The organism is Trichlorobacter thiogenes, assembly GCF_900167465.1.
In the GTDB taxonomy this organism is placed as follows: Bacteria; Desulfobacterota; Desulfuromonadia; order Geobacterales; family Pseudopelobacteraceae; genus Trichlorobacter; species Trichlorobacter thiogenes.
On the sequence record NZ_FUWR01000011.1, the window covers coordinates 69,521 to 95,029 of the forward strand.

Genomic DNA, 25,509 nt, shown 5'->3' on the forward strand with positions numbered 1-25,509 from the left:
AAGCGGCTTATTGAGCTGCTTTTACCATCAGTTCACTGACCAGCTTGGTAAACTTGAGCGGGTCCTTGATCGGTGTGCCTTCAGTCAGCAGTGCCTGATCATAGAGCAGGTCAGCATAATCCAGCAGCCGTGCATCATCAGCACTCTGCTTGTACATGTTGCCCATCACCTTCACAATCGGGTGGTCAGGGTTCAGCTCCAGTACCCGCTTGGACTCAGGCACCGCCTGGTTCATGGCCTTCATGATCCGTTCCATATTGGCGTTCATGCCAAAATCATCAGCCACTAGGCAGCAGGCGCTGTCAGTCAGTCGGTTTGAGAAGCGAACCTCTTTGATCTTGCTCTCCAGGCGACCCTTGATCAGCTCCAGCAGCGAGCCGAACTCCTTCTTGGCCTCTTCCTGCTTCTTCTCTTTTTCCTTTTTCTCATCTTCGCTGTCCAGGTCAACATCGCCCCGGTCAACCGCCTTGAGGCTCTTTTCCTGATACTCGTGCAGGGACTGCACCACCCACTCATCAACCGGATCAGTCAGGAACAGTACTTCAAACCCTTTGGCATTGAACGCCTCCAACAGCGGTGACTGCTCCAGGCTGGACTTGTCCTCACCGGTGATGTAGTAGATCTCTTTCTGTGCCTCAGGCATCCGCTCTACATATTCCTTCAGAGATACATACTCCCCTTCAGCGGTGCGGGTGCTCTGGAACAGCATCAGCTCCTGCAGCTTTTCCTTGTTGGCATAGTCAAAGTGCAGACCCTCCTTCAAGACCGGGCCAAACTCCTTCCAGAAGGTCAGGTACTGGTCGTATTCCTTTTCCTTCAGGTCAGACAGGGTGGAGAGGATCTTGTTGACCAGGCTCTTCTGAATCCGCTTGATCTGGACATCCTCCTGCAGGATCTCACGGGAGACGTTCAGCGGCAGGTCGGATGAATCCACCACACCCCGCACAAAACGAAGGTAGTCGGGCAGCAGGGCATCACACTTCTCGGTGATGAAAACCCGCTTCACATACAGCTGGATGCCGCGCTTACGCTCAGCCATGAACAGGTCAAACGGCTTCTTGGCTGGCAGGTAGAGCAGCGCCTTGAATTCGCTGGTGCCTTCAGCCGCAAAGTGAACCGTCTTGAAAGGGTCTTCAAAGTCATGGGAGACATGCTTGTAGAACTCCTTGTACTCCTCCTCGGTCACTTCGCTCTTGGGACGGGCCCAGATCGCCTTCATGGAGTTAAGGGTCTGCTCCTCGATCTTCTCAATGGTGCCTGCCCCTTCGATCTCCTCGCCATCCACCCCTTTGGGGGTCTCGGTGCGGGTGATGTCCATGCAGACCGGATACTGGATGAAGTCAGAGTACTTCTTGACGATGGAGCGGATCTTCCACTCATCCAGATACTCCTTGAACTCCTCCTTCAGGTGCAGCACGATCTCGGTGCCGCGCTCTGCCTTGGTGCAGTCTTCAATGGTGTAGGAACCATCACCGATTGACTCCCAGCAGGTAGCGTGGGCTGCATCACCGGCCCGGCGGGTAGTCAGGACAACCTTGTCTGCCACCATGAACGAGGCGTAGAAACCGACCCCGAACTGGCCGATCAGCTCCGGCTGCTGGGCTGCTGCCGCATCCTTCATGGCCTGCACAAACGACTTGGTACCGGATTTGGCAATGGTGCCGATATTCTCTTCCACCTCTGCCATGGACATACCGATGCCGTTGTCACGGATGGTCAGGGTGCCGGCATCCTTATTGGGGATCAGTTTAACCTTCCAGTCGCTGTTCCCTTCCAGCAGTGACTCATTGGATTGGGCCTCAAAACGGGCCTTGTCAATGGCGTCGGAGGCGTTGGAGATCAGCTCCCGCAGGAAGATATCGCGGTTGGAGTAGAGTGAGTGGATAACCAGGTCAAGTAGTTGTTTTACTTCGGTCTGAAACTGCTTTGTTGCCTTGGACATGCCGGTTCTTCTCCTTCTAGGTTGATTGGGGTGACTGAAACGTAAGCATCAAGCTGCTTGATTTCAAGGGGTGATTACCTACTTACATCAAAATATTTTGCTTCCGGGTGATGGAACGCCAGGGCAGAGATTGAAGCTTCTGGGTCCATCATATCCCCTTCGGTTAGCTGGATGCCGATCTGCTCGGGCTTCAATAATGTAAACAGTTTTCGCTGGTCAGCCAGTTCCGGGCAGGCTGGGTAGCCGAAGGAAACCCGGATACCCTGATACTCAGCATTGAAGAGCTGCTTCATGGTCAGGGGCTGATTGTCCACAATTCCCCAGGAGGTACGGATCCGCTTGTGCAGGTATTCTGCGGTGGCCTCAGCCATTTCAAGGGCCAAAGCCTGCAGCAGGTGGGAGTTGAGGTAATCCCCTTCAGCCTTCCATTTTTCAGACAGTTCCCGGACACCCTGACCGCAGGTGACCGCAAACAGGGCCATGGTGTCTTTCTCTGCGCCAGCCAGCGGCCGGACAAAGTCTGCCACACAGAGTTGCTCACCGGTTTTCTGGCGGGGCAGACTGAAACGGGTTGCCTCGCTGCCATCCTGGTTGAACAGGATCAGGTCATTGCCATCTCCGTTGGCTTGGTAGAAACGATAGATGACCTGGGGTTTGATCAGCCCTTCCTGCAGTACCCGCTCCAGCATCGCCTCAACAGTCAGGTGCAGCTTGGTCGCCTTTTCATCCTGGCCTGCCAGCAGTTTGTCCACTGATCCAGTTAGTCCCAAATGCTTGGTGTAGAGCATCTGGCGGTTCAGGTAGGGGATGATCTGACCCACCGGGATATCCCGCAGGATGTGCTGTTCAAAATCAGGTGCAGCCAGGACGGGAGCGTTGCTGCTGATAGCTGATTTTGTTGAGCCGGTTGCAGGCGTTGGCTGGCCTGCTGCCTTGGCTGCTGCGATTTTGGCACTGGCCTCCTGTTGGCGGGCCAGGTCAAGCATCAACTGTTGACGCAGTGCTGGATCAACCAGTTGATTAGCCAGTTCCAGGCCAGCCATGGCATCCTTGGCATACAGGACCGGGCCGTTATACTCCGGTGTAATCCGGTTGTCGGCAAAGGCGCGGGACAGGGCAGCACCACCCACCAGCAACGGCGCATCTATACCGGCTGCCTTCAGGTCTGCGGCAGTGACAATCATCTGCAGGGCGCTCTTGACCAGCAGGCCGGACAAACCGATGAAGTCAGGTTTTTCTTTCTTTGCTGCGGCAATCAACTCTTCCGGCCCCACCTTGATCCCCAGGTTGATCACCTCAAAGCCGTTGTTGGAGAGGATGATCTCCACCAGGTTTTTACCGATGTCATGGACATCCCCCTTGACCGTGGCCAGCAGCATCTTGCCTTTGCTGGAGGTCTCATCCTTTGACAGGTGTGGCTCCAGATGGGAGACCGCTGTCTTCATCGCCTCGGCAGACTGCAGTACCTCAGCCACAATCAGCTGGTTGTCGTTAAACAGCCGCCCAACCTCAGCCATGCCAGCCATCAAGGGTCCGTTGATGATCTCCAGCGGCTTGTCGCCACGGGCCAGGGCAGCATCCAGATCAGCAGACAGGCCATCCTTGCTGCCTTCAATGATGTAGAGCGGCAAGCGCTGATCCAGTGGCAGTTCTGCTGCCGGGGCATGGGAGACCGGTTTTTTGTCGCGGAACGCAGCAGCAAAGGCAGCCACCGGATCTGTACCGCGCCAGAAGATCAGGTCTTCAGCCAGTGTGCGCTCTGCTTCAGGGATGGAGGCGTACCGCTCCAATTTTTCGGTATTAACAATGGCATAGCCCAGACCAGCCTTGACGCAGTGGTACAGGAATACCGCGTTCAGCACCTCCCGCCCTGCAGCAGGCAGGCCGAAGGAGACGTTGGAGATCCCCAGAATGGTGCTGCACTGGGGGAAGGTCTCAGTGATCAGGCGCACCCCTTCAATGGTTTCCACAGCCGAGCCGATGTAGTTGTCATCACCGCTACCCACCGGAAAAACCAGTGGATCAAAGATCAGATCTTCGGGCCGCAGGCCATACTTGTTGACCAGCAGGTCGTAGGATCGTTGAGCCACTTCCAGCTTGCGCTGGCGGGTTACGGCCATGCCGTTTTTGGGGTCTTCATCTATACAGCCAACCACCACAGCGCCGCCGTAACGTTTAAGCAGTGTGGCAACCTTGGCAAAGCGCTCTTCGCCATCCTCCAGGTTGATGGAGTTGATCACGCATTTGCCTTGCAGCCGCTGCAGAGCAAGTTCAGTGACTGCAGCATCGGTGGAGTCGATCATGATCGGCGCCCGCACCTTTTTGGGCAGATAGAGCAGCATCTGCTCCATATCTGCAGCCTCATCACGATCCGGGTTGGCTACACAGATGTCAATCACCTGGGCACCGGTCTTGACCTGGGCCCGCGCAATCTCTGAGGCTTCTTCAAACTGACCGGCCACAATCATGTTCTTGAACTTTCGGGAACCGATCACGTTGGTCCGCTCACCCACCAGGATCGGGCGGTTGTCCTCTTCAATAAACAGCGGTTCAATGCCGGAGACCAGCTTGCGGCGGCCTGTAATCGGTTTACGGGGTGGCCTGCCGTTAGCCATTTTGGCAATGGCAGCAATGTGGGCTGGTGAGGTGCCGCAGCAGCCGCCAATAATATTCAGCCAGCCTTGATCAACAAAGCGGGACAGCTTCTGGGCCAAAGAGTCGGGAGACTCTGCATAATGGCCGTTTTCATCCGGCAGACCAGCATTGGGATAGACCGAGATATGGCAGGTGGCCAGCTCTGACAGGGCCCGCAGGTGGTCGGTCATGAACTCAGGTCCGGTGGCGCAGTTCAGACCGATGCTGGTCAGGCCCAGGTTTTCTTCAAGGTGGGTCAGGGAGGCGTACAGCGCCTCTACGTTTTGGCCAGCCAGCATGGTGCCGGTCGGCTCAATGGTGCCGGAGACCATTACAGGCACCCGCTGTCCGGTCTGCTCAAAGGCCAGCCGGATACCTTCGGCACCTGCCTTGAGGTTGAGGGTGTCCTGGGCAGTTTCCAGCAGCAGCAGGTCCACGCCACCAGCCAACAGGCCGACCGTTTGATCCCTGAAGGCAGTGACCAGTTGTTCAAAGGTTACCCCGCCGGTCACGGAGATGGTGCGGGTGGTTGGTCCCATGGAGCCAGCCACAAAGCGGGGTTTATCAGGCGTGCTGAAAGCATCACAGGCACGGCGGGCAACAACTGCAGAGGCCTTGTTCAGCTCAAACACCTTGTCCGCCAAGCCATACTCAGCTAGTACGATGTCAGTTGAGCCAAAGGAACAGGTTTCTACAATATCAGCGCCAGCCTCAAGATAGGCCTTATGCACATCCTCAATCACATCAGGACGGGTCAAGACCAGCATTTCATTGCAGCCTTCATACGCTTCACCGCCAAAATCAGCAGCGGTCAGGTTGCGGGCCTGCAACTGGGTGCCCATGGCGCCGTCAAGGATCAGGATACGTTGAGATAGGGCGTGGAGTACGGGATTTGTAGTCATGGTAACAGTCCTTCAGTCAGTTCAAGTATGGCTTCGGCCTTGTTAAAGGTGTAGAGATGGACCCCTTGCACGCCAGCAGCCAGCAGTTCTTCGGCCTGTTTGCGGGCATGGGCTACCCCCACCTTGCGCACTTCGGCTGCGCCGCCGCGCTGGTCAGCTTCTTCAAGTGCAGCCATGAATGCAGGCGGAATAAAGGCGCCGGAGAGCTGCTTGATCCGCTCGATCATCTTCAGGTTCAGCACCGGCAGGATACCGGGGATAATTAACTTGGTAATGCCTCGCTCCTGGGCGCGCTTCACAAAATCAAAGTAGAGTTGGTTGTCAAAAAACAGCTGGGTCACTGCAAAGGCACCCCCCAGATCCATCTTCAGTTTGAGATAACCCAGGTCTGCATCAGCAGAGATCGCCTCAGGATGGACCTCAGGGTAGGCTGCCACGCTGATCCCCATCTCCGGGTGGGATTGCCCCACAAAGGAGACCAGATCAGAGGCGAAGTGAAAAGGTGATTCCGTTAACTGTTCAACCGGTGTCTCAAGTGGTGGATCACCCCGCAGAGCCAGTATGTTCTGGATACCGGCCTTTGACAGGTTATCCAGAAAGCGGTTCAAACGGTCAGCCTGGGCACCTACACAGGTCATGTGGGCCATGGTTTCAAGTCCTAACTGTTGCTGCATATGGGTTACAATTTCAAGGGTTGCGTCCTGATTGCTGCCCCCGGCACCGTAGGTAACCGAGGCAAACAACGGATTCAGGCTTGCCAGACGCTCCACCACCTTGAAAAAGGCGGGCCAATCCTGGCGTTCCTTGGGAGGGAAGTATTCAACTGAGATAAAATGGCAACCGGTTGCAAGTTTATCAGCTATCTTCATGGTACAGTTTCCTTGACATGCTTAAAATTATAAGTGGTGTACTATAGCAGGCCTGTGCTGGCTGCGCCACAAAAACTGTCGTTTATACCAGCTTTGTATTGACGGAATGCCCCAAAAACACTATAAAAAACGATTCTATGAACCAGAAAAAATTGTACATTGATACCGTTGGTTGTCAGATGAATGTCAACGATTCTGAACGGATTGTGACCATGCTGCAACCGCTTGGCTATACCCAAACCCAACGCAGGCATGAGGCCAGCCTGATCCTGTTCAATACCTGCACTGTGCGGGCCGGGGCAGAGGAGTGTCTGCTTCAGAATATTGCCAACCTGAAGAACCTGAAGCGTAAAAAGCCTGGTACCCTGATCGGAGTGGCTGGTTGTGTTGCCCAGCAGATGGGAACAGAGCTGCTGCAGAAGTATCCCTGGGTGGATCTGGTGTTTGGCACCCACAACCTGCATCTGGTACCGGAGATGGTGAAGGATGCCGAGCAGGGCAGGCGCAGGGCAGAGACTGATTTTCTGGACAGCAGCGAACGGCTTGACCTGTTTCCGCCGATTGAAGGGCGTAAACGGGTTTCCACTTTTGTAACCGTTATGCAGGGCTGCGATAACTTCTGCTCCTACTGCATTGTCCCCTATGTGCGGGGCAGGGAGATCAGTCGTCGTTTTGATGAGATTCTGCATGAGGTGCAGGGCTTGGCTGATCAGGGGCTGCGTGAAGTGGTGCTGCTGGGGCAGAACGTTAATTCCTATGGCCTTAAAGGTGAGGAACAACCTCCCTTTGCAGAGCTTGTCAGGGCGGTGGCCGTTGTAGCCGGTATTGATCGGGTCAGGTTTGTGACCTCTCACCCCAAGGATATGTCCGATGACCTGATCGCCTGTTTTACTGATCTGCCCAAGCTGTGCGGTGGTTTGCACCTGCCTGCCCAGGCTGGCGGCAACCGGATTCTGAAGGCGATGAACCGGGGCTACAGTCGTGAGCATTATCTGGAGACCATTGCCAAGCTGCGTCAGGCCCGGCCCGGCATTAAGATTACCGGCGACATGATTGTCGGCTTCCCGGGGGAGACTGAAGCCGAGTTTGAAGAGACTCTTTCCCTGATGGAAGAGGTGCGCTACTTTGACCTGTTCTCCTTTGTCTACTCGCCCCGGCCCGGCACCAAGGCTGCTGAACTGAGTGATGATCTAGCTAAAGAGGTTAAGCTGGCACGGCTGGACCGGCTGCAGAAGCTGCAGGCTGTCCATTCCCGTATCCACAATGAAGCCTATGTCGGCTCGACCCAGCAGGTGCTGGTGGAGGGACTGGCCAAGCGTCATGGACAGGTAAGTGGCCGCTGCGACAGCGGTCGGATTGTGAATCTGGCAGGCTCACCGACTCTGATCGGTAAACTGGTGGATGTGAAGATTCTGGAAGGATATGCCAACTCCCTGCTGGGTGAGTTGTTATAAGTATTGAGAGGTTATGCATGAGTACTGAAACCGTTACTCCAACAGCAAATTTTCTGCGTACCATTGTCAGTGAAGACCTTGCCAGTGGCAAACATCAGACCGTGGTGACCCGTTTCCCGCCTGAGCCCAACGGCTACCTGCATATCGGGCATGCCAAGTCGATCTGCCTTAACTTCGGCCTGGCCCGTGACTTTGGCGGCCAGTGCCACCTGCGTTTTGATGACACCAACCCGGTCAAGGAAGACAGGGAGTATATTGATTCAATTAAGGAGAGCGTGCGCTGGTTGGGATTTGATTGGGGCGAGCACCTCTACCACGCCTCAGAGTACTTTGAGCAGCTCTACCAGTGGGCTGAATATCTGATTCAGCAGGGTAAGGCCTATGTGGATGACCTGACCCCGGAGCAGATGAAAGAATACCGTGGTACCCTGACTGAACCGGGCAAAGAATCTCCTTTCCGCAGCCGTTCTGTGGAGGAAAACCTGGATCAGTTCCGTCGGATGCGGGCTGGTGAGTTTGCTGACGGCATGAAAGTGTTGCGGGCCAAAATCGACATGGCCTCCCCCAACATGAACCTGCGTGATCCGGTGCTGTACCGGATCCTGCATACCAGCCACCCCCATGTGGGGGATGCCTGGTGCATCTACCCGATGTACGACTTTACCCATGGCCAGTCTGACGCCATTGAGGGGATTACCCACTCCATCTGTACCCTGGAGTTTGAGTCCCACCGCCCGCTGTACGAGTGGTTCCTGGAGAATCTGCCGGTACCTGCCAAGCCGCGCCAGTACGAGTTTGCCCGCCTGAATCTCTCCTACACGGTGATGAGCAAGCGCAAACTGCAGGAGCTGGTACAGACCGGTCTGGTCAATGGCTGGGATGACCCCCGCATGCCCACCATCATGGGCTTGAAACGTCGTGGTTTTACCCCGGCAGCGATCCGCACCTTCTGTGACCGGATCGGGGTGGGGCGCAGCGATGCCTGGATCGGCTATGAGCTGCTGGAAGATTGTGTCAGGAATGACCTGAATGAGAACGCCCAGCGGGCCATGGCAGTGCTGCATCCGATCAAGCTGATCATTGATAACTATCCTGAAGATCAGGTGGATCAGTTTGAGGTGGCAAACCATCCATCAAAGCCTGAACTAGGTACACGTAAACTTCCGTTTTCAAAAGAAATTATTATTGATGCAGATGACTTTATGGAGAACCCGTCCAAAGGGTTCCATCGCCTGACAGTTGGTGGGGAAGTTAAGCTGAAATACGCCTACGTGGTCAAGTGCACTGGTATGATCAAGGATGAGCAGGGCAGGGTGGTTGAGCTGCATGCCGACTATGACCCCGGCTCAACCAATGGGCCGATGACCTCCGATGGTCGTAAGATCAAAGGGGTGATTCACTGGCTTTCTGCCGCCCATGCTGCAACGGTGGAGGCCCGTCTGTTTGATCGACTGTTCAGTGATGCCAATCCTGACCGTGGTGGGGCTGATTACAAGCAGTTCCTGAACCCTGAATCTCTGCAGACCCTGCCCCAGTGCCGGGTTGAAGCATCCCTGCTGGATGTAGTACCTGGCCAAAGTTTCCAGTTTGAACGCCTGGGCTACTTCTGCGCAGACCAGAAGGATTCGCAGCCGGGTAAACCGGTCTTTAACCGAGTTGTGACCCTGCGGGATACCTGGGGCGGAAAGAACTAACGTATATGAGTGATACAACGTATAAAGCAGGATTTGTCTCAATTATCGGGCGCCCCAATGTGGGCAAGTCCACCCTGCTGAACCGGATCCTGGGTGAGAAGATCGTGGCGGTATCGGACAAGCCCCAGACCACCCGCAACGTGATTCGTGGCATTTTGTCCGATGAGACCAGCCAGATCGTGTTTGTGGACACCCCTGGTATCCATACCGCCCGTACCCGGATCAACCGTGCCATGGTGGATGCTGCCATGACAGTGGTAACCGGGATTGATCTGATGTTGCTGGTGGTGGATGCCACCCAGAAGATTGAAGAAGCATTCATCAAGGATATCTGCTCCAAGGCCGGAGCGCCAATCTATCTGGTCTTGAACAAGATAGATCAGGTCACCCCCAAAGAGAAACTGTTTACGGTGATTGAAGGCTATACACGCCTCTATGATTTTCCGGAAATCATCCCAATCTCTGCCCAAAGTGGCAGTAATATTGAGCGTCTGGTGGATCTGGTGCGGGAACAGCTGCCGGAAGGAGAAGCACTCTTCCCGGATGATATCCTGACTGATCTGCCGGAGAAGTTTATTGTGGCAGAGCTGATCCGTGAAAAGGTCTTTCGCCTGACCAACCGCGAGGTACCCTACGGTACTGCTGTGGTGGTGGAGGCGTTTGCTGAGCGTGAAAACGGACTGGTGGCGATCAATGCCACCATCATGGTGGAGCGGGATTCCCATAAAGGGATCATTATTGGTAAACGAGGGACCATGCTCAAAAAGATCGGTGAGCAGGCCCGTCGCGATATTGAGCGGTTGTTGGGAACCAAGGTGTATCTGGAGTTGTTTGTGCAAGTGCAGGAACGCTGGACTGAGCGGACCGCTATGCTGAGAGAGTTAGGATACGAGTGAGCAAAACTACTGCGGAGGCCGTCTACTGCGTTGCGCGGTGCTCGCTCCTTCGCCTACCTAGCATTGGTATGTCTCAGTCGCTGCGCAACCTACGCCTTGTATCCGGCCTTCCTCATCACGTTTTGAAAGAGATTCAAATATGAAATCAATAGTAGCCATAGTAGGACGTCCCAATGTGGGCAAATCAACCCTGTTTAACCGGATTGTGGGTGAGCGCAGGGCAATTGTGGATGATATGCCCGGTGTGACCCGTGACCGTAATTACGCGGTGGTGGAGCGTTATGACAAGCCGTTTATCCTGGTGGATACCGGCGGGTTTGAACCGGTAACGGAAGACCGGATGCTTCAGCAGATGCGGGAACAGTCGCTTTTGGCCATGGAAGAGGCGGATGTCATTATCTTTTTGATGGATGCCAAGCAGGGCCTGACCCCGGCAGATACTGAGGTCGCCTCCATGCTGCGGCGGGTGGATAAGCCGGTTTTCTATGTGGTCAACAAGGTAGATGGCGAGAAGATCGAGAACGAGGCAGCTGAGTTCTATGCCCTGGGTATTGACAACATGCACACCATCTCGGCAGCCCATAACCGGGGTATCAGGGATCTGCTGGATGAGATTCAGGAACTGTTGCCGGATAACGCATTACCGGGCGAAGATGAGGTGACCTCCATCGCGGTGGTGGGGCGCCCCAATGTGGGCAAGTCATCACTGGTTAACCGTCTGCTGGGGTTTGAGCGGGTGGTGGCCAATCCCGTTGCCGGGACAACCCGCGATTCAGTGGATACCTTCTTTTCCTGCAACAAACAACGCTACTGTCTGATTGATACTGCTGGTATCCGGCGTAAGGGCAAGACCAGCCAGAAGCTGGAAAAATACAGCGTGGTTGATGCGTTAAAGAGTATTGACCGTGCTGATGTGGTGCTGATTGTGCTGAATGCTGAAGATGGAATCACAGAGCAGGATAAACATATTGCCGGCTACGTCTATGAGGCTGGCCGTTCCTGTCTGTTTGTGGTCAATAAGTGGGATACGCTGGAAAAGGATAACAAGACGATTGGCAAGTTTGTGGAGCAGATCCAGTACGAATTCAAGTTTCTGGCCTTTGCGCCAATTGTGTTTGTCTCAGCCAAGACCGGCCAGCGGATTCACAAGGTTATGGAAGAGGCTGCAGAGGTTGCTGAGCAGTATTCCCGAAGGGTTACCACGTCAGAGTTAAACCGTGTCTTCAAAGAAGCGGTGGAGGCACACCATGCCCCGCTGCACCATGCCTGTCGGGTTAAGTTTTACTTTGCCACCCAGGTGGCAGTTAAGCCACCCACCTTTGCCATCTTTACCAATCAGCCGGATGGCGTGTTGACGCCGTACCAACGCTATCTGGGCAACCGCTTCCGGGATGCCTTTGGTTTCAAGGGGACGCCGTTCAGGCTGCTGTTCCGTGGCAGGGAGCGCAAGCTGGCTGATGGCAGGGAAAGAAAAACCTCTAAACCGTGATATGGCTTTACTCAAGCTGCGCTGTGGTTTATCATTAACGCGCTAATTATCGTAGTTACAGCTAAGGAGAAATTGACATGCAGATGCAGAGTGGACTGCATGGAAAACTGGAAGAACTGGGACTTGACGAAATCCTTCAGATTGTCGGGGTGAGTCGTCGCACCGGTATCCTGACCCTTAAAAGCAGAGGGCGTGAGGCGGTGCTGCAGTTCCGTGACGGTCTGTTGGTCAGAGTCACCTCCACCGGCTTCCAGCAAAGTCTTGGAGAACTGCTGATTCGTAACGGAGCTGCCACACCTGAGATGGTGCAGCAGGCGTTGGCAATCCAGCAGCAGGAAAAGTTTCGTGAGCGGATCGGTACGATCCTGCATAATCGTTTTAATGTTGATCTGCAGGTAATTGAGCAGACCGTGCGGGAACAGATCAGCAACGTCCTGATGACCCTGTTTGCCTGGACAGAGGGTAGCTTTGATTGTTCTCCCCGTGAGGTAGAAACAGTAGATGCCGCCTATCTTGATCCGGTGCAGTTGATTCTGGAGTTGGGTGATAGTGCGCCGGATCAGCTGGTTGCCGAGGGAATGAAGCTGCAGCAGGCCTTAGGTGCTGACGAAGGGCATGATCTGGTTGAAGAAGTTGTAGAGCTGACGCCCTTGGCGCCAAAGCAGGCGACACTGCCTCCGCTGGTCATTGTTGATGATGATAGTGCCCTGACAGAGGCGGTGGCTGAAGCGTTTGGACAGTGGTTTGAGGTGTCACCGTTTACCCGTAGCGAAGAGGCATTGGTGAAGATTGATGCCCTGTTTCGCACAGGAGCCGATCCGGTGGTGCTGGTTGACTTGATCATGCCCAAAATGGATGGCACCGGTGTGCTGGGGGGGCTTGAACTGATTCAGTTGCTGCATCGTAACTTTAAAGGGCTTAATATTTTTGCTATTTCTGACTTTTATCATGCCGACGCCGTTCAGGAACTCTCCGACATGGGCTATGCGTGTATGAATAAGCCGAGGCGTGGTGATACCAAAGGCGATCAGTTTGGTTCGTTTGTGCAAAATCTGAAAGCTGCACTGCACCTGAACCATTAGCAGTTGTTTACGCAGGCTTTTTGGGAGGGAACCTGTAGTGATGAAGAGCTTCACTATCCTTATTGTTGATGATTCAGCTGCCATGCGCTCCCTGCTGGTCTCCACCCTGGAGACACTGGGGAACCTCTCGATTGTGCAGGCTCCGAACGGCTTTGAGGCGTTGCGGATGTTGCCCCGTGAACAGGTTGATCTGGTCCTGACCGATATTAATATGCCTGATATTAACGGACTTGAACTGCTGAGCTTTATTCGTAATAACCCTATCTACAAGGATGTTCCGGTGGTTGTTATCTCCACTGAAGGAAGCCGTAAAGATATTGAAAAGGGGCTTTCTCTTGGGGCCAATGAGTATCTTGTCAAACCGTTTCAACCTGAACAACTCCTCGAAATAGTCAAAAGGTTTCTATGAGTTCTTCCTCCGTCCCATCATCTGATGCTGCACGGGATTTTCTGGCAGAGGCTGAGGAGATTGTTGAGGAACTCAGCACTCAGTTGGCTGATCTGGCAGATATGGCTGAAAAAGGGGCCTGGGAACCTGATCTGCTGAATGCTATCTTCCGTGGAGCCCACTCGTTGAAGGGGTTGGCAGGCATGTTCGGCTTTGGTATGATCGCCGAAGTTGCCCACCATGCTGAAAACCTGCTTGATTGGCTGCGGATGGGCAAGGTCTCGCTTTCAACTGCAGTGCTTGAACTACTTTTTTCTTCTGCTGAACTGCTTACCACCCTGCTGCGGGCCTGTGTTGATGGTACCCTTGATCAGCATCAGGCAGCTGCCACAGCCCATGCCGCCACTATTAATGCATATCTCAATCCTGCCACTCCGGTTGCAGAGGCGCCGTTACTTGAACAGTTGGGCCTGTCAGAATCGCTGATGGGCGCACTGACCGAGTATGAAGAACATCGCTTGAAAGAAAACTGCAGTAAAGGCCGCCATATCTATGTGGTGCATGCCTCCTTTGAACTGACCACCTTTGATCAGGGCTTGTCGCAAGTAACGGATATCCTTAAAAGCTGCGGAGAAGTGATCAGCACCCTGCCCAGTGTTGGGGAGAACCTTGAGACCCATATAGATTTTGATCTGTTGGTGGGGAGTGACCGGAATGAACAGGAATTTACTGATCTTCTGAAAGATCTTGATGTCACCATTCTGGTCGCAGGTGCTACCGCTGCCGTAAGCCAATCTGAGCCGCTGCCTGTTTCAACAGCAGCGGTTGTTCCTGAAGCAAAGACGGAAGAGGCGTCCTCTGATAAAGCCGTCATACCGGTAGCAGTTCCTGTTTCTGAAGGTGTACCAGTCAGCCCGGATGAGCCGCTTACGGCCAAGAGCATGAGCCGTACCGTGCGGGTGGATATCGGTAAGCTTGATGAATTGATGAACATTGTGGGCGAGTTGGTGCTGGCCCACTCCTCCATTTCCTCCATTGCTAACCGGATGCGTGCTGAAGGCTTCTCCCGCATGGCAATCGACCTTGGCAAGGCAGCCAAAGGGCTTGAACGACGTCTGACTGACCTGCAAAAGGGGGTTATGGATATCCGTATGATTCCGGTGGGGCAGTTGTATGAGAAAATGTCCCGAATTGTGCGGAAGATCTCCCGTGAACAGGGTAAAAAGATTGAGTTGAAGATGTACGGTGCTGAGACCGAGCTGGATAAGCTGATTGTGGAGGATATTGCTGATCCGTTGATGCATATCATCCGTAATGCCATTGACCACGGGATTGAGTCGCCGGAGCGTCGACTGGCTGCCGGTAAGGATGAACGGGGCACGGTACGGCTTTCTTCCTTCCAAAAGGGGAACCATGTCGTTATAGAGGTTGAGGATGACGGCGGTGGTATCGATATTGAAAAGATCAAGCAAAAGGCCCTGTCTAAAGGGTTGCTGCAGGATGTAAGCAGCCTGTCTGATCGTGAAGCCCTTGATCTGATTTTTCTACCCGGTTTTTCCACTGCAGACAAGATTACAGACGTCTCTGGACGTGGTGTTGGCATGGATGTGGTGCGCAACAATATCGCCGCAGTTTCCGGCATGGTTGATATTGAAACCAGGTTGGGGCAGGGCTCCCGCTTTACCATTGTCCTGCCGATTACCCTGGCCATCATCAAGGCCTTGATTATCTTCTGTGCTGGTCGAACCTATGCAATACCGATTACTTCAGTGGTTGAATCGATTATTCTGGAACCCTCTGATATCAAAACCGTTGAGGGGAAAGAAGTCATCAACCTGCGTGAGCAGACCCTGGCGCTGTTGCGCCTTGAGCGGCTCTTTAAGATTGATCGGGTCGGCATTAACCCTGGTGACCAGTATGTGGTGATTGTCGGTTCTGCTGAAAAACGGCTGGGTATTGTGGTGGATGATCTGCTGGGGCAGCAGGATATTGTGATCAAGCCGCTGGGGGCTGCATTCAAGTCTTTGCGTGGCATTTCCGGTGCGGCGGATCTGGGGGATCAACGTACCATTCTGGTGATGGATGCAGGCGGCATTATTGCTGAAACCATGCGTGGCGGCGGGGCGTAAACAGTGTACAAAGAGTACTTTGGCCTGAAGGAAAAACCGTTTGGCAAGACGCCGGATCCCCGCTTCCTGTTTCTGTCCAAAGGACACGAAGAGGCGTTGGCCAGACTTGAGTATGCGGTTGAAGAACGGGAAATAGCGCTTTTAACCGGTGATGTGGGCTGCGGAAAAACCACCCTTTCCAGGGCACTGATGGATCGTTGCGGCGCTGGCTATCGTTTTATCATGATCTTTAACCCCCGTATGGGGGCGCTTGAATTTTTGCGTACCGTTGCCCATGGGCTTGAGATTGAGTTGCCGGCCCGCACCAAGGATGACCTGCTGCGCCAGATTACCGGCAGGCTCTATGATCTGTACCGGGACAACCTTTGCCCGGTGTTGGTGATTGATGAGGCCCAGACCATAACCGAGCTTGAGGTGTTTGACGAGATTCGCCTGCTTACTAACTTCCAGATGGATGATCACAACCTGATCAGTGTGCTGATCATGGGGCAGCCAGAGTTGCGTAGCTTGCTCAGATATCAGCCGATGGAGCCGCTCAGGCAGCGGATTTCCCTGCATTTTCATCTGCAGCCGCTATCCCTTGAGGAGACCATGGAATACCTTGATTTCAGAATAGTGGCAAGTGGCGGCGTTCCCGGCCTCTTTACCCCTGATGCGCTTCAGGCCATGTATGAGCTTTCAGAAGGGGTCCCTCGCAGAATCAATACCATTGCCACCAACGCACTGTTAGTGGCCTATGGCAGTGACGCTGCAGTGATTGATGCTTCAATTATTCAGGAAGTTCGTGATGAGGTAACGCTCTGATGGAACTGGCCAAGATTCGCAATAAGGCACAGCAGGCAGTTGCAACGGAGCCTGTTCAGGAAGCTGTAGCAATAGAGCCGGCAACTGCTCAACCTGATGAGCCGTCACCACCCGCTCTGTCACTGCCGGACAACTTGCTTGATATTCAGCCCACCATGCTCTCTTTTCCAGGCCCGGCACCGGTTCGTCCTGCCCCGGCTGAATCTCATTTTGATCCGCTGGCCAGGATTCTGGCTGGCAGGGAACAGGATTGCGCTGTCACCGGTTCTGCAGATGCTGCACTGGTGCATGAACAGCAGTCAACTGTACCTGAGGTTGCTTTTGAAGAGTTTCTCTGTTTCCGGCTGGGTGATGAGGAGTACGGCATCAACATCATGGAGATCAAGGAGATCATCAAGCCGAGGGAGTTAACCGAGGTACCGCGCACCCCTGGCTTTGTAGATGGTGTGCTTTCCTTGCGCGGGGTGATTGTACCGGTTTTTACCATGCGTAAGCGCCTTGGTATGTCGCTTGAGTACGATGGCAGCCAGGAGCGGATTGTGATTGTCCGTTGCGGTGATGGCCTGCATGGGCTGCGGGTTGATCGGGTGACCGACGTGGTCAAGATTTCCAAGACAGATCGGGAAGTCACGCCAGCAGTGCTTGAAGGGGTAGCCCGTGAATTTGTGTCAGGTATCGGCAGGTCTGGCAAGCGGATGCTGATTATCCTGGATATCTGCAAGGTGGTTGATACGGCCTTGGGAGAGGTTACCTGATATGGAAACCGGAATTCAGGAGCTGCAGCTGGCCGGTTTTCTGATGGGTGACAACCTGTTTGCCATTGATATCATGCGGATCAAGGAAATCGTCATCCCGCAGAAACTTGCCGGGTTCCCGCTACAAAATAGTACCCTTGACGGCATGATTAACCTGCGTGGACAGGTGATTCCGGTCATGAATCTGCGGGCTCGCTTTGGTCTGCCTCCCCGTGCCGGTGGTCCGGGCAAGCTGATGATTGTTTCTGTGGCAGGACGTCAGGTTGCGCTGGCTGTTGATGATCTTGATGAAGTAGTAACGGTACCGGTACGTGATCTGACCCCGCCGCCTGATATGGTTGAGGGGGTAGGGGCCGAGTTTCTGATTGCCGTCTGTCTTTGTAACGAACGACTCTATCTGGTACTTGATATTGATACCCTGTTTACGCCCTCTGGGCGGTATAGACAGGGGCTGATGCAGGAGGGTTTGCAGCATGGTGATATCTGATAGCCATTCAAGGGCTGCAGACCATGACGAGGAACTGCGCTACCGGACCGTACAGGAACAACGTCGTCTCCCGCTTGAAAAGAGCCGAACCGTTCTTTTTACGGCTCTTGGCGATGACAGTTGGCGTGTGCGCAAGCAGGCGGTAGAGGTATTGCTGGCTGCGCAGCCGGATCAGGACACACTTCACCAGTTAATAGATCTTCTGCGGGATGAGGACAATGCTGGGCTACGCAATGCAACGGCCGAACTGCTGGTCAGATGCGGGGTCAGAGTGGTGCCGATACTGCTGGACTATCTGGATGATGCAGATCATGACCTGCGCAAGCTGGTGGTTGATGCGCTGGGTGCCCTTGGTGGCGAGGATGCCCATGGCGGGCTGATTAAAGCCTTGTCTGATCCTGACAACAATGTGGCAGCCGCTGCAGCAGAAGGTCTGGGGGTGGCAGGTAATGCCCGCTCCATCCCGGAGTTGTTGAAACATCTTGAGCTGAACCAGGAGTCGTTCTTCCGTTTTAACGCCCTGGCAGCCCTGGGGCAGATCGGTGTTGCCGGTCCCTTGCCACCGGTTGTCAAGCAGCTTGCCGGTCAGGATATCCTGCGGCGGGCCGTGTACGAATGTCTGGGTAAGATTGGTGGCGATGTCGAGGCGGTGGAGCTGTTGCTTGAGGGTGCCTTGTCGCACCTTCCCAGTGTCCGTCAGGCTGCCATCAGTTCTCTGGCTCAGGTTCTGCAACACCTTGGCGTTTCAGAGCGTGCCAGCGTTAAAGAACGTTTGTGCCAGTTGGCTGATCAGGGGTTACTGGAGCAACTGGCTGCTTCTTTTGTTTCAGGTACTCTTGCCCAAAATCAGGCGGTAATCTCTATTCTGGGGCTGATGGCTGATCCGCGTGGCCTTGGTCTGCTGTTTGCCGCCCTGGCTGATGAGCGCCTTGCAGCAGATGCAGAGAATGCGCTGAAAGGGTTTGACGCAACGGTTGGTATGGCTGCGGTTACCCGCTTTGAGCAAGCCGAGTCGGCTGCAGAGCGGGCTGCGCTGTGCAGGTTTATTGGTAGCCAGGGGGCTGTTGAAGGGGGCGTTGCCATTCGTCGTGGCCTTGTTGATGCCTCTGCTCAGGTGCGCGCTGCTGCAGCCTATGCAGCAGCCAGGTTGAGTGATCCTGAACTGCCATCACTGGTTGCAGATCTGATGGATGATGACGATATCCTGGTTCGTGAGGCAGCGCTTGCTACGTTGCGCCGGTATGCGGGCATTGATCAGCAGCTGATCAGCTCAGCAGCAGAACAGCTTGCAGAGTCAACGGAGTCTGAACGGCGCAGGGGGGCGGCACTGCTTTTTGCCGCAGTACACAATGGTGAAGGGATTGCTCGTTTGCTCAAGGACGAGGATCCTTCGGTGCGTGAAGCAGCTGCCCGCGCTGCAGGTAAGTTGAAGCCGTCCGATGGTTGCACCCATCTGATGATGGCCCTGGTTGATGAAGAGCCTGATGTACGGATCGCGGCTGCCGAGGCATTAGGCGATTGTCAGGATACCGCTGCAATAGCACCGCTTCGTCTTTTACTGAATGATACTGATGCCTGGGTGCAGGCTGCAGCCCTGCGAAGTCTGGTACAGCTGGCGGGCGAAGCAGCCCTGCCTGACCTGATCCAGCTGTGGGATCAGGGGGATGAAGTTGTACAACTTGCCTGTCTTGAGGCGTTTGAGCAGGTCTCTGCGGCTGAAGGTATTAAGGCTGTATCTCGGGATCTGGGGCGGCATGATGGCGAGGTCCTGAAGGGAGCCATAGAGCTGCTGTATCGTCATGACCTGTCTTTGCTACTGCCCTGGTTCAATCATATTCTCTGCCATCAGGATTGGGATGTCCGGATCACGGCAGTCAGGGCCAGTGGCGCCTTGCCTGAAGAAGAACGAATGACACTGCTGCGGATGGCTCTGGATCGCGAAGATAATGATCTGGTCAGGGCCGAGATCAATTCTCAGCTGGGCGCGGCCTAACGTGAGTCCCTTTGAAGCAGAGATAAAAATGTCTGAAGAAGAGTTCCGGCTGTTGCGTGATCTCGTCTACAGTCACTGCGGTCTCTGGTTTGATGATCAGAACTCCTACCTGTTGGAAAAACGGCTCAGTCGACGGTTGGCGGTTCATCAGTTGAAGACCTTCCGTGAGTATTACCAGCTGTTGCGTTTTAACCGGAAACGTGATCAGGAGCTGGAAGAGATCATGGATCTGCTGACCACGAATGAAACCTACTTTTTTCGTGAGGAATATCAGCTTAAGGCGTTTACTGATGAAATTGTCCCTGAAATCTGTGCTGCACGCGGGATAAAGGAGTTTAATCGTCATATCCGGGTCTGGTCTGCCGGCTGTTCAACCGGCGAAGAACCGTACACCATCGCCATGCTGTTGCTTGAGATGGACTGTCTGCGTGGCTGGTCAATCGAGATTGTGGGTACCGATATCAGTCAACGGGTGCTGCAGCATGCACGTCGCGGCGTCTATGGTCCATCGGCGTTTCGCTCAACTGATGATTATTATAAAAACAAGTATTTTACCCTTCAGGATGAGGGAGGGTACCGGATCAAGGACGAGGTCAGAAAGCTGGTCACCATCAGCCATCTGAACCTGCTGGACAGTACCCGCATGAAGATGTTGGGCAGTTTTGACCTGATCTTCTGCCGTAATGTCATTATCTATTTTGATCAGCCAGCCAAGAAAAAGGTGGTGGAATCCTTCTATCAGGTCCTGCGGGATTCCGGTTATCTGCTGCTGGGACATTCGGAATCGCTGATGAATATAACCACCCTGTTCAACCTGCGACATTTCAAGAACGACATGGTTTACCAGAGACCAGCAACCTCATCCACTACAGGAGGCCTGCTATGAAGTCGTTGCGGGTACTGGTGGTGGATGACTCTGCCTACAGCCGTCGCAGTATTACCAAGATGCTGGAAGGGATTCCAGGGGTTGAGGTGGTCGGCTATGCGGTGGATGGCGAAGAGGGGATTCGCCAGGCAATTTCTCTTAAACCTGATCTGGTGACCCTTGATCTTGAGATGCCGCGGATGGACGGATTTACCCTCTTGCGGATACTTACCAACCGCTTCAGCCTGCCGGTGCTGGTGATCAGTGCCCTGTCTGATGCGGATAAGGTGTTTCGTGCCCTTGAGATGGGGGCGCTTGATTTTGTGGCCAAGCCGATGCAAGGCCATGCCCGCGAGCTAAGCAGTATTGAGCAGGATCTGAAGTGGAAGGTGAAGCAGGTCATGGTAAGCCTGCTCAGCAAAAAGGCTCGCCAGTCAGTGCCGGTTGCTGAGCTTGATACCTTGCGGAAATCAACACGATCAGTCACTAAACGTACTGTTGAGCTGGTGGCTATCGCCTCATCAACCGGTGGGCCACCGGCCCTGCAGTCCATCTTCAGCTCGTTTGATAGCAGCTATCCCTTTGCGGTAGTGGTTGCCCAGCATATGCCGGCTGGTTTTACCAAGGCCTTTGCTGATCGTCTGAACCGGACCTCGCCTTTTACCGTCCGTGAGGCCCGTGATGGTGATCTGGTTGAGCCGGGGCTGGCGTTAATCGCCCCAGGTGGATGTAACCTGCTGCTTGAAGAGGCCGGTACTGAAATTCGTGCCAGGGTAAAACCGCCTGAAGCCAGTGATCGCTACGTCCCCTCGGCGGATGTTCTGTTTGCATCCTGTGCGCCGCTCTACGGTAACCGGATGCTGGCAGTGGTACTGACCGGCATGGGCAATGACGGTAGCAAAGGGGTGGTTGCGGTAAAGGAACGGGGTGGTCAGGTCTTGGCAGAATCTGAGGACAGTGCCGTGGTTTATGGCATGCCCCGCGAAGCCGTTGCAACCGGGGCTGTTGACCGGGTAGTGCCGTTACCGGGCATCAGTCAGGCAATACTTGCCTCTGGCGGATTTGGAAGTCTGTAATTGATACTTTGAGAAAGAGGAGTAACCGATGTCAGCAGATCTGAAGTACACACCGGCTGAAGTTGAGGCCAAATGGCAAAAACAGTGGGAGGATCAGAAGACCTTTAAGGCCACTGAAGACCCGACCAGACAAAAATATTACCTGCTGGAGATGTTTCCCTATCCCTCCGGTCGTATCCATATGGGCCATGTCCGCAACTATTCCATCGGCGATGTAATCGGTCGTTTCAAGCGGATGCGGGGCTTTAACGTGCTGCATCCCATGGGCTGGGATGCCTTTGGCATGCCTGCCGAGAACGCCGCCATCAAGAACAACTGTCACCCGGCTGCCTGGACCTATGAAAACATGGCCTACATGCGGGACCAGCTTAAGCAGATGGGCCTTTCCTATGATTGGGATCGCGAACTTGCTACCTGTGATGTCAGCTACTATCGCTGGGAACAGAAGCTGTTCCTGGAGATGTATAAGCGTGGTCTTGCCTACAAGAAGCAATCCTTTGTGAACTGGTGCCCTTCCTGCGAAACCGTGCTGGCCAACGAGCAGGTTGAGGATGGCGGCTGCTGGCGTTGCGATACCGAGGTGGTGCAGAAGGAGCTGGAGCAGTGGTTCTTTAAAATCACCGATTATGCTGAAGAACTGCTTGAGTGTACCAACAAGCTGCCGGGCTGGCCTGAGCGGGTCTTGACCATGCAGCGGAACTGGATCGGCAAGAGTATTGGTTGTGAAATCGATTTTCAGCTGGATGGCCGTGATGGTGCGATCCGCGTCTTCACCACCCGCCCTGACACCCTGTTTGGTGCCACCTTCATGTCTCTGGCACCTGAGCATCCCAAGGCGCTGGAGCTGACCACTGCTGATCGTCGTGCAGAGATTGAGGCGTTCATTGACAAGGTCAAGAAGACCGACCGGATCGCCCGCACTGCCGATGATCAGGAAAAAGAAGGGGTTTTTACCGGCTCTTACTGCATCAACCCGGCCACCGGCTGCAAGATGCCGATCTATCTGGCCAACTTTGTACTGGTGGAATACGGCACCGGTGCGGTCATGGCAGTGCCGACTCATGACCAGCGTGACTTTGAATTTGCCAAAAAATATGAACTGCCGTTGGTGGTGGTGATTCAGCCTGAAGCAGAGCAGCTTGATCCGGCCACCATGGCTGCAGCCTATACCGAGTCTGGGGTCATGACCAACTCAGGCCAGTTTGATGGCCAGAAGAGCGAGAGCGCCAAGGAGTCCATTGCGGTCTGGTTGGAACAACAGGGCAAGGGTAAGAAAACTGTCAACTTCCGCTTGAGGGATTGGGGTGTATCACGTCAAAGATACTGGGGTTCTCCGATTCCGATCATCTACTGCGACTGCTGTGGCGCAGTGCCGGTACCGGATAAAGATCTGCCGGTGGTACTGCCCCGTGATGTGCAGTTTACCGGTGAAGGTGGCTCTCCTCTGGCCACTCTTGACAGCTTCATCAAGGTGGATTGTCCGCTCTGCGGCAAGCCGGCCCGCCGTGAAACCGACACCATGGACACCTTTGTGGAGTCCTCCTGGTATTTCCTGCGCTACTGCTGCCCTGATTTTGAAGGGGGGATGCTGGATAAGACCCGCGCCCAGTACTGGATGTCGGTTGACCAGTATATCGGCGGCATTGAACATGCGGTGCTGCACCTGCTCTATGCCCGCTTCTTCACAAAGGTCATGCGTGATCTGGGCTATGTGAATGTGGATGAGCCGTTTACCAACCTGCTGACCCAGGGGATGGTGATCAAGGACGGCGCCAAGATGAGCAAGTCCAAGGGTAACGTAGTTGATCCTGATGCCCTGATCAAACGCTATGGCGCTGATACTGCCCGTCTGTTCTCCCTGTTTGCGGCACCACCGGAAAAGGATCTGGACTGGAATGAGCAGGGGGTTGATGGTTGCTTCCGTTTCTTAAACCGGGTCTGGAAACTGGTGCAGGAACATCTGCAGGTTGTGCAGGGGGCTGCAGCACTGGATGCTGCCGGTCTGAATGATGAAGAGCGCACCCTGCGTCGCGCTGTACACAAGACCCTTAAAAAGGTGACCGAGGATATTGATGAGCGGTTCCACTTCAATACTGCCATTGCTGCGGTAATGGAGCTGATGAACACGCTGCAGGGGGCCCGTCTTGCAACCCCTCAGGCAGCTGCAGTTATGAAAGAGGCACTGGAGCTGGTGGTGACCATGCTGGCACCGTTTGTGCCCCATGTTACGGAAGAACTCTGGCAAACCCTTGGCCATACCACGCCTCTGTCAGCAACCGCCTGGCCTGTCTGGGATGCTGAAGCAGCCGTGGATGAAGAGCTGCTGGTGGTGGTACAGGTGAACGGCAAGCTGCGCTCAAAGCTATCGGTGGCCGTTGGTATGGATGAAGAGGCGATCAAGCAGCTGGCCCTTGCTGATGACAAGGTCAAGGTCTTTACTGATGGCATGCAGATCCGCAAGGTGATCTATGTGCCAGGAAAGCTGGTGAACATTGTTGTCGGCTAATATACGCAGATACTGGCTGGGGGCTTTCCTGCTGCTGTCGTTTATGCTGGCAGCAGGGTGCGGCTATCGCTTTACCGCAGACAGTGGCACCAGACTGCCAGCAGGCCAGACTGTCTGGGTGCCGTTTTTCAAAAACGCCACGGTCTATGCCAATGGCTCAGTCGCTCTGAAACGTGCCATCTTTGACCAGTTTGCCGAGCAGCGTAACATTCTGCCAGCTGCAACAGCTGAACAGGCAGATCTGATTCTTGAGGGAACCCTGTCCGGCTATGGTGCTAGTGTGGTCAGCTACTCTGCCGCTGATACGGCCAAAGAGTACCGTCTGACCATTACTGCTGATATTACCGTGCGTAAACGTGGCGCTGCCAAAGACAGCAAACCGCTCTGGAAGGGAAGCCTGTCAGCCTGGCAGGACTATCCAGTGGCAACCACGGTAGAGCTGCAGCGCAGCAGTGAAGACGCTGCCTTAACCGCAGCCAGCCGCAAGCTGGCGCAACAACTGATCTGGAATCTGGAACAACAGTACTGATGACTGAACAGGAACTGGAAAAGCAGTTACAGACCGGCAGCTTTTCACCGGTCTATTTCTTTTATGGTGAAGAGCCGTTTCTGGTGGAGCGGGCCGGGCGTCGGGTCATGGAACAAGCTGTTGATCCAACCATGAAAGACTTTAACCTGAACATCTACTACGGCGCTGACTGTAAAGGTACCGAGATTCTGGATACCTCCCAGACCTTGCCGATGTTTGCTGAACGAAGGGTGGTCGTGGTCAGGCAGGCTGATAAACTGCCGGCAGCAGCCCAGGAAGGGTTGTTGCCCTATCTGGCTAATCCCTGTCCAGAGACCTGCCTGCTGTTTATGGCTGCCAAGCCGGACCTGCGTCGTAAATTCTTTATGGAATTGAAAAAACAGCCGGGCACGCTGGAGTTTAAAAAGCTGTACGACAATAAGCTGGGGCCGTTTATTGCCAGCGAAGCTCAGGTGCATGGCAAAAAGATTGATGGAGCAGGGGCAGAGATGCTGGGCTTCATGGTGGGTAATAACCTGCAGGAACTGGTTTCCCAGATAGAAAAGGCTGCTCTGTATATCGGCAGCCGTCCAACCATCGGGGTGGAGGATGTTAAGGCGATTGTCAGCCAGAGCAAGTCCTTTACCGCCTTTGAGCTGGCTCGTTTTATGGGGGAGAAAAACCTACCCAAGGCACTGGCAACCCTGCAATCCATGCTGCAAAACGGCGAAGAGGCGATCATGATTCTGGGGGCGCTGGCCAGTCATTTTCGCAGGATCTGGCGGATCAGGGAGCTGCTGGATCAGAAGATGACACCGGCAGATATCGGTAAACAACTTAAAATAAATGCCTATTTTCTGGGAGAACAAGTCACCCAGGCAAAGAAATATACCGTGGCTGAACTGGATGCCCTGTTTGAGCGGCTATACCAAGGGGATGTGGGGGTCAAAACCGGTGCGTCGTCAGCCACCGTGCTACAGGGGCTGGTCTATGATGGCTGCGCGGGAAACCTGAAATAGATTAATCCTGGGTTCCT

Annotated in this window: 19 protein-coding genes; 16 read left to right on the forward strand and 3 right to left on the reverse strand. The window is 54.3% G+C overall.

Going from position 1 to position 25,509, the window contains the following annotated elements; all coding sequences use genetic code 11:
- Window positions 1–7: 7 nt before the first annotated feature.
- The 3 genes from htpG to B5D39_RS10595 all read right to left on the reverse strand — a co-directional run bounded on the left by htpG (window position 8) and on the right by B5D39_RS10595 (window position 6,347).
- Window positions 8–1,942 (reverse strand): molecular chaperone HtpG, encoded by a 1,935-nt coding sequence (gene htpG, locus B5D39_RS10585; RefSeq protein WP_078790440.1) that lies wholly within the window; start codon window positions 1,940–1,942, stop codon window positions 8–10.
- Between the two features lie 74 nt (window positions 1,943–2,016).
- A complete protein-coding gene (metH, locus tag B5D39_RS10590; RefSeq protein ID WP_078790441.1) occupies window positions 2,017–5,478 on the reverse strand; it encodes a methionine synthase in 3,462 nt (1,153 codons plus the stop codon).
- Window positions 5,475–6,347, reverse strand: coding sequence for a methylenetetrahydrofolate reductase (locus B5D39_RS10595; protein ID WP_078790442.1), 873 nt, complete (start codon window positions 6,345–6,347; stop codon window positions 5,475–5,477). The genes metH and B5D39_RS10595 overlap by 4 nt, the downstream gene beginning before the upstream one ends.
- A 137-nt stretch (window positions 6,348–6,484) precedes the next feature.
- Here B5D39_RS10595 and miaB point away from each other — a divergent pair, with 137 nt between their 5' ends.
- From miaB to holA, 16 genes are all read left to right on the forward strand, one after another.
- Entirely contained in the window at window positions 6,485–7,801 is a 1,317-nt protein-coding gene (gene miaB, locus B5D39_RS10600) for a tRNA (N6-isopentenyl adenosine(37)-C2)-methylthiotransferase MiaB (RefSeq protein WP_078790443.1), read from the forward strand.
- 17 nt (window positions 7,802–7,818) lie between these two features.
- Window positions 7,819–9,495: a glutamine--tRNA ligase/YqeY domain fusion protein gene (locus B5D39_RS10605; protein ID WP_078790444.1), complete on the forward strand. Its 1,677-nt coding sequence runs from the start codon at window positions 7,819–7,821 to the stop codon at window positions 9,493–9,495.
- 5 nt (window positions 9,496–9,500) lie between these two features.
- Entirely contained in the window at window positions 9,501–10,391 is an 891-nt protein-coding gene (gene era, locus B5D39_RS10610) for a GTPase Era (RefSeq protein ID WP_078790445.1), read from the forward strand.
- Between the two features lie 139 nt (window positions 10,392–10,530).
- Entirely contained in the window at window positions 10,531–11,880 is a 1,350-nt protein-coding gene (gene der, locus B5D39_RS10615; RefSeq protein ID WP_078790446.1) for a ribosome biogenesis GTPase Der, read from the forward strand.
- Window positions 11,881–11,957: 77 nt separating this feature from the next.
- Window positions 11,958–12,962 (forward strand): response regulator, encoded by a 1,005-nt coding sequence (locus B5D39_RS10620; RefSeq protein ID WP_078790447.1) that lies wholly within the window; start codon window positions 11,958–11,960, stop codon window positions 12,960–12,962.
- Window positions 12,963–13,002: 40 nt separating this feature from the next.
- A complete protein-coding gene (locus B5D39_RS10625) occupies window positions 13,003–13,371 on the forward strand; it encodes a response regulator (RefSeq protein ID WP_078790448.1) in 369 nt (122 codons plus the stop codon).
- Window positions 13,368–15,479: a chemotaxis protein CheA gene (locus B5D39_RS10630; protein WP_078790449.1), complete on the forward strand. Its 2,112-nt coding sequence runs from the start codon at window positions 13,368–13,370 to the stop codon at window positions 15,477–15,479. The genes B5D39_RS10625 and B5D39_RS10630 overlap by 4 nt, the downstream gene beginning before the upstream one ends.
- A gap of 3 nt (window positions 15,480–15,482) precedes the next feature.
- A complete protein-coding gene (locus tag B5D39_RS10635; protein WP_078790450.1) occupies window positions 15,483–16,283 on the forward strand; it encodes an ExeA family protein in 801 nt (266 codons plus the stop codon).
- Window positions 16,283–17,038 carry a chemotaxis protein CheW gene (locus B5D39_RS10640; RefSeq protein WP_139366752.1) on the forward strand — a complete coding sequence of 252 codons (756 nt, stop codon included), beginning with the start codon at window positions 16,283–16,285 and terminating at the stop codon, window positions 17,036–17,038. The genes B5D39_RS10635 and B5D39_RS10640 overlap by 1 nt, the downstream gene beginning before the upstream one ends.
- A 1-nt stretch (window position 17,039) precedes the next feature.
- Window positions 17,040–17,525: a chemotaxis protein CheW gene (locus B5D39_RS10645; RefSeq protein ID WP_078790452.1), complete on the forward strand. Its 486-nt coding sequence runs from the start codon at window positions 17,040–17,042 to the stop codon at window positions 17,523–17,525.
- Entirely contained in the window at window positions 17,512–19,518 is a 2,007-nt protein-coding gene (locus B5D39_RS10650; protein ID WP_078790453.1) for a HEAT repeat domain-containing protein, read from the forward strand. The genes B5D39_RS10645 and B5D39_RS10650 overlap by 14 nt, the downstream gene beginning before the upstream one ends.
- Before the next feature lie 28 nt (window positions 19,519–19,546).
- Window positions 19,547–20,404, forward strand: a complete 858-nt coding sequence (locus tag B5D39_RS10655; RefSeq protein ID WP_078790454.1) for a CheR family methyltransferase — start codon at window positions 19,547–19,549, stop codon at window positions 20,402–20,404.
- Entirely contained in the window at window positions 20,401–21,459 is a 1,059-nt protein-coding gene (gene cheB / locus B5D39_RS10660; RefSeq protein WP_078790455.1) for a chemotaxis-specific protein-glutamate methyltransferase CheB, read from the forward strand. The genes B5D39_RS10655 and cheB overlap by 4 nt, the downstream gene beginning before the upstream one ends.
- 28 nt (window positions 21,460–21,487) lie before the next feature.
- Window positions 21,488–23,965: a leucine--tRNA ligase gene (leuS, locus tag B5D39_RS10665; protein ID WP_078790456.1), complete on the forward strand. Its 2,478-nt coding sequence runs from the start codon at window positions 21,488–21,490 to the stop codon at window positions 23,963–23,965.
- Entirely contained in the window at window positions 23,955–24,494 is a 540-nt protein-coding gene (gene lptE, locus B5D39_RS10670; RefSeq protein ID WP_078790457.1) for an LPS assembly lipoprotein LptE, read from the forward strand. The genes leuS and lptE overlap by 11 nt, the downstream gene beginning before the upstream one ends.
- Window positions 24,494–25,492: a DNA polymerase III subunit delta gene (holA, locus tag B5D39_RS10675; RefSeq protein WP_078790458.1), complete on the forward strand. Its 999-nt coding sequence runs from the start codon at window positions 24,494–24,496 to the stop codon at window positions 25,490–25,492. Before lptE ends, holA begins: the two co-directional genes overlap by 1 nt.
- Window positions 25,493–25,509: the final 17 nt, after the last annotated feature.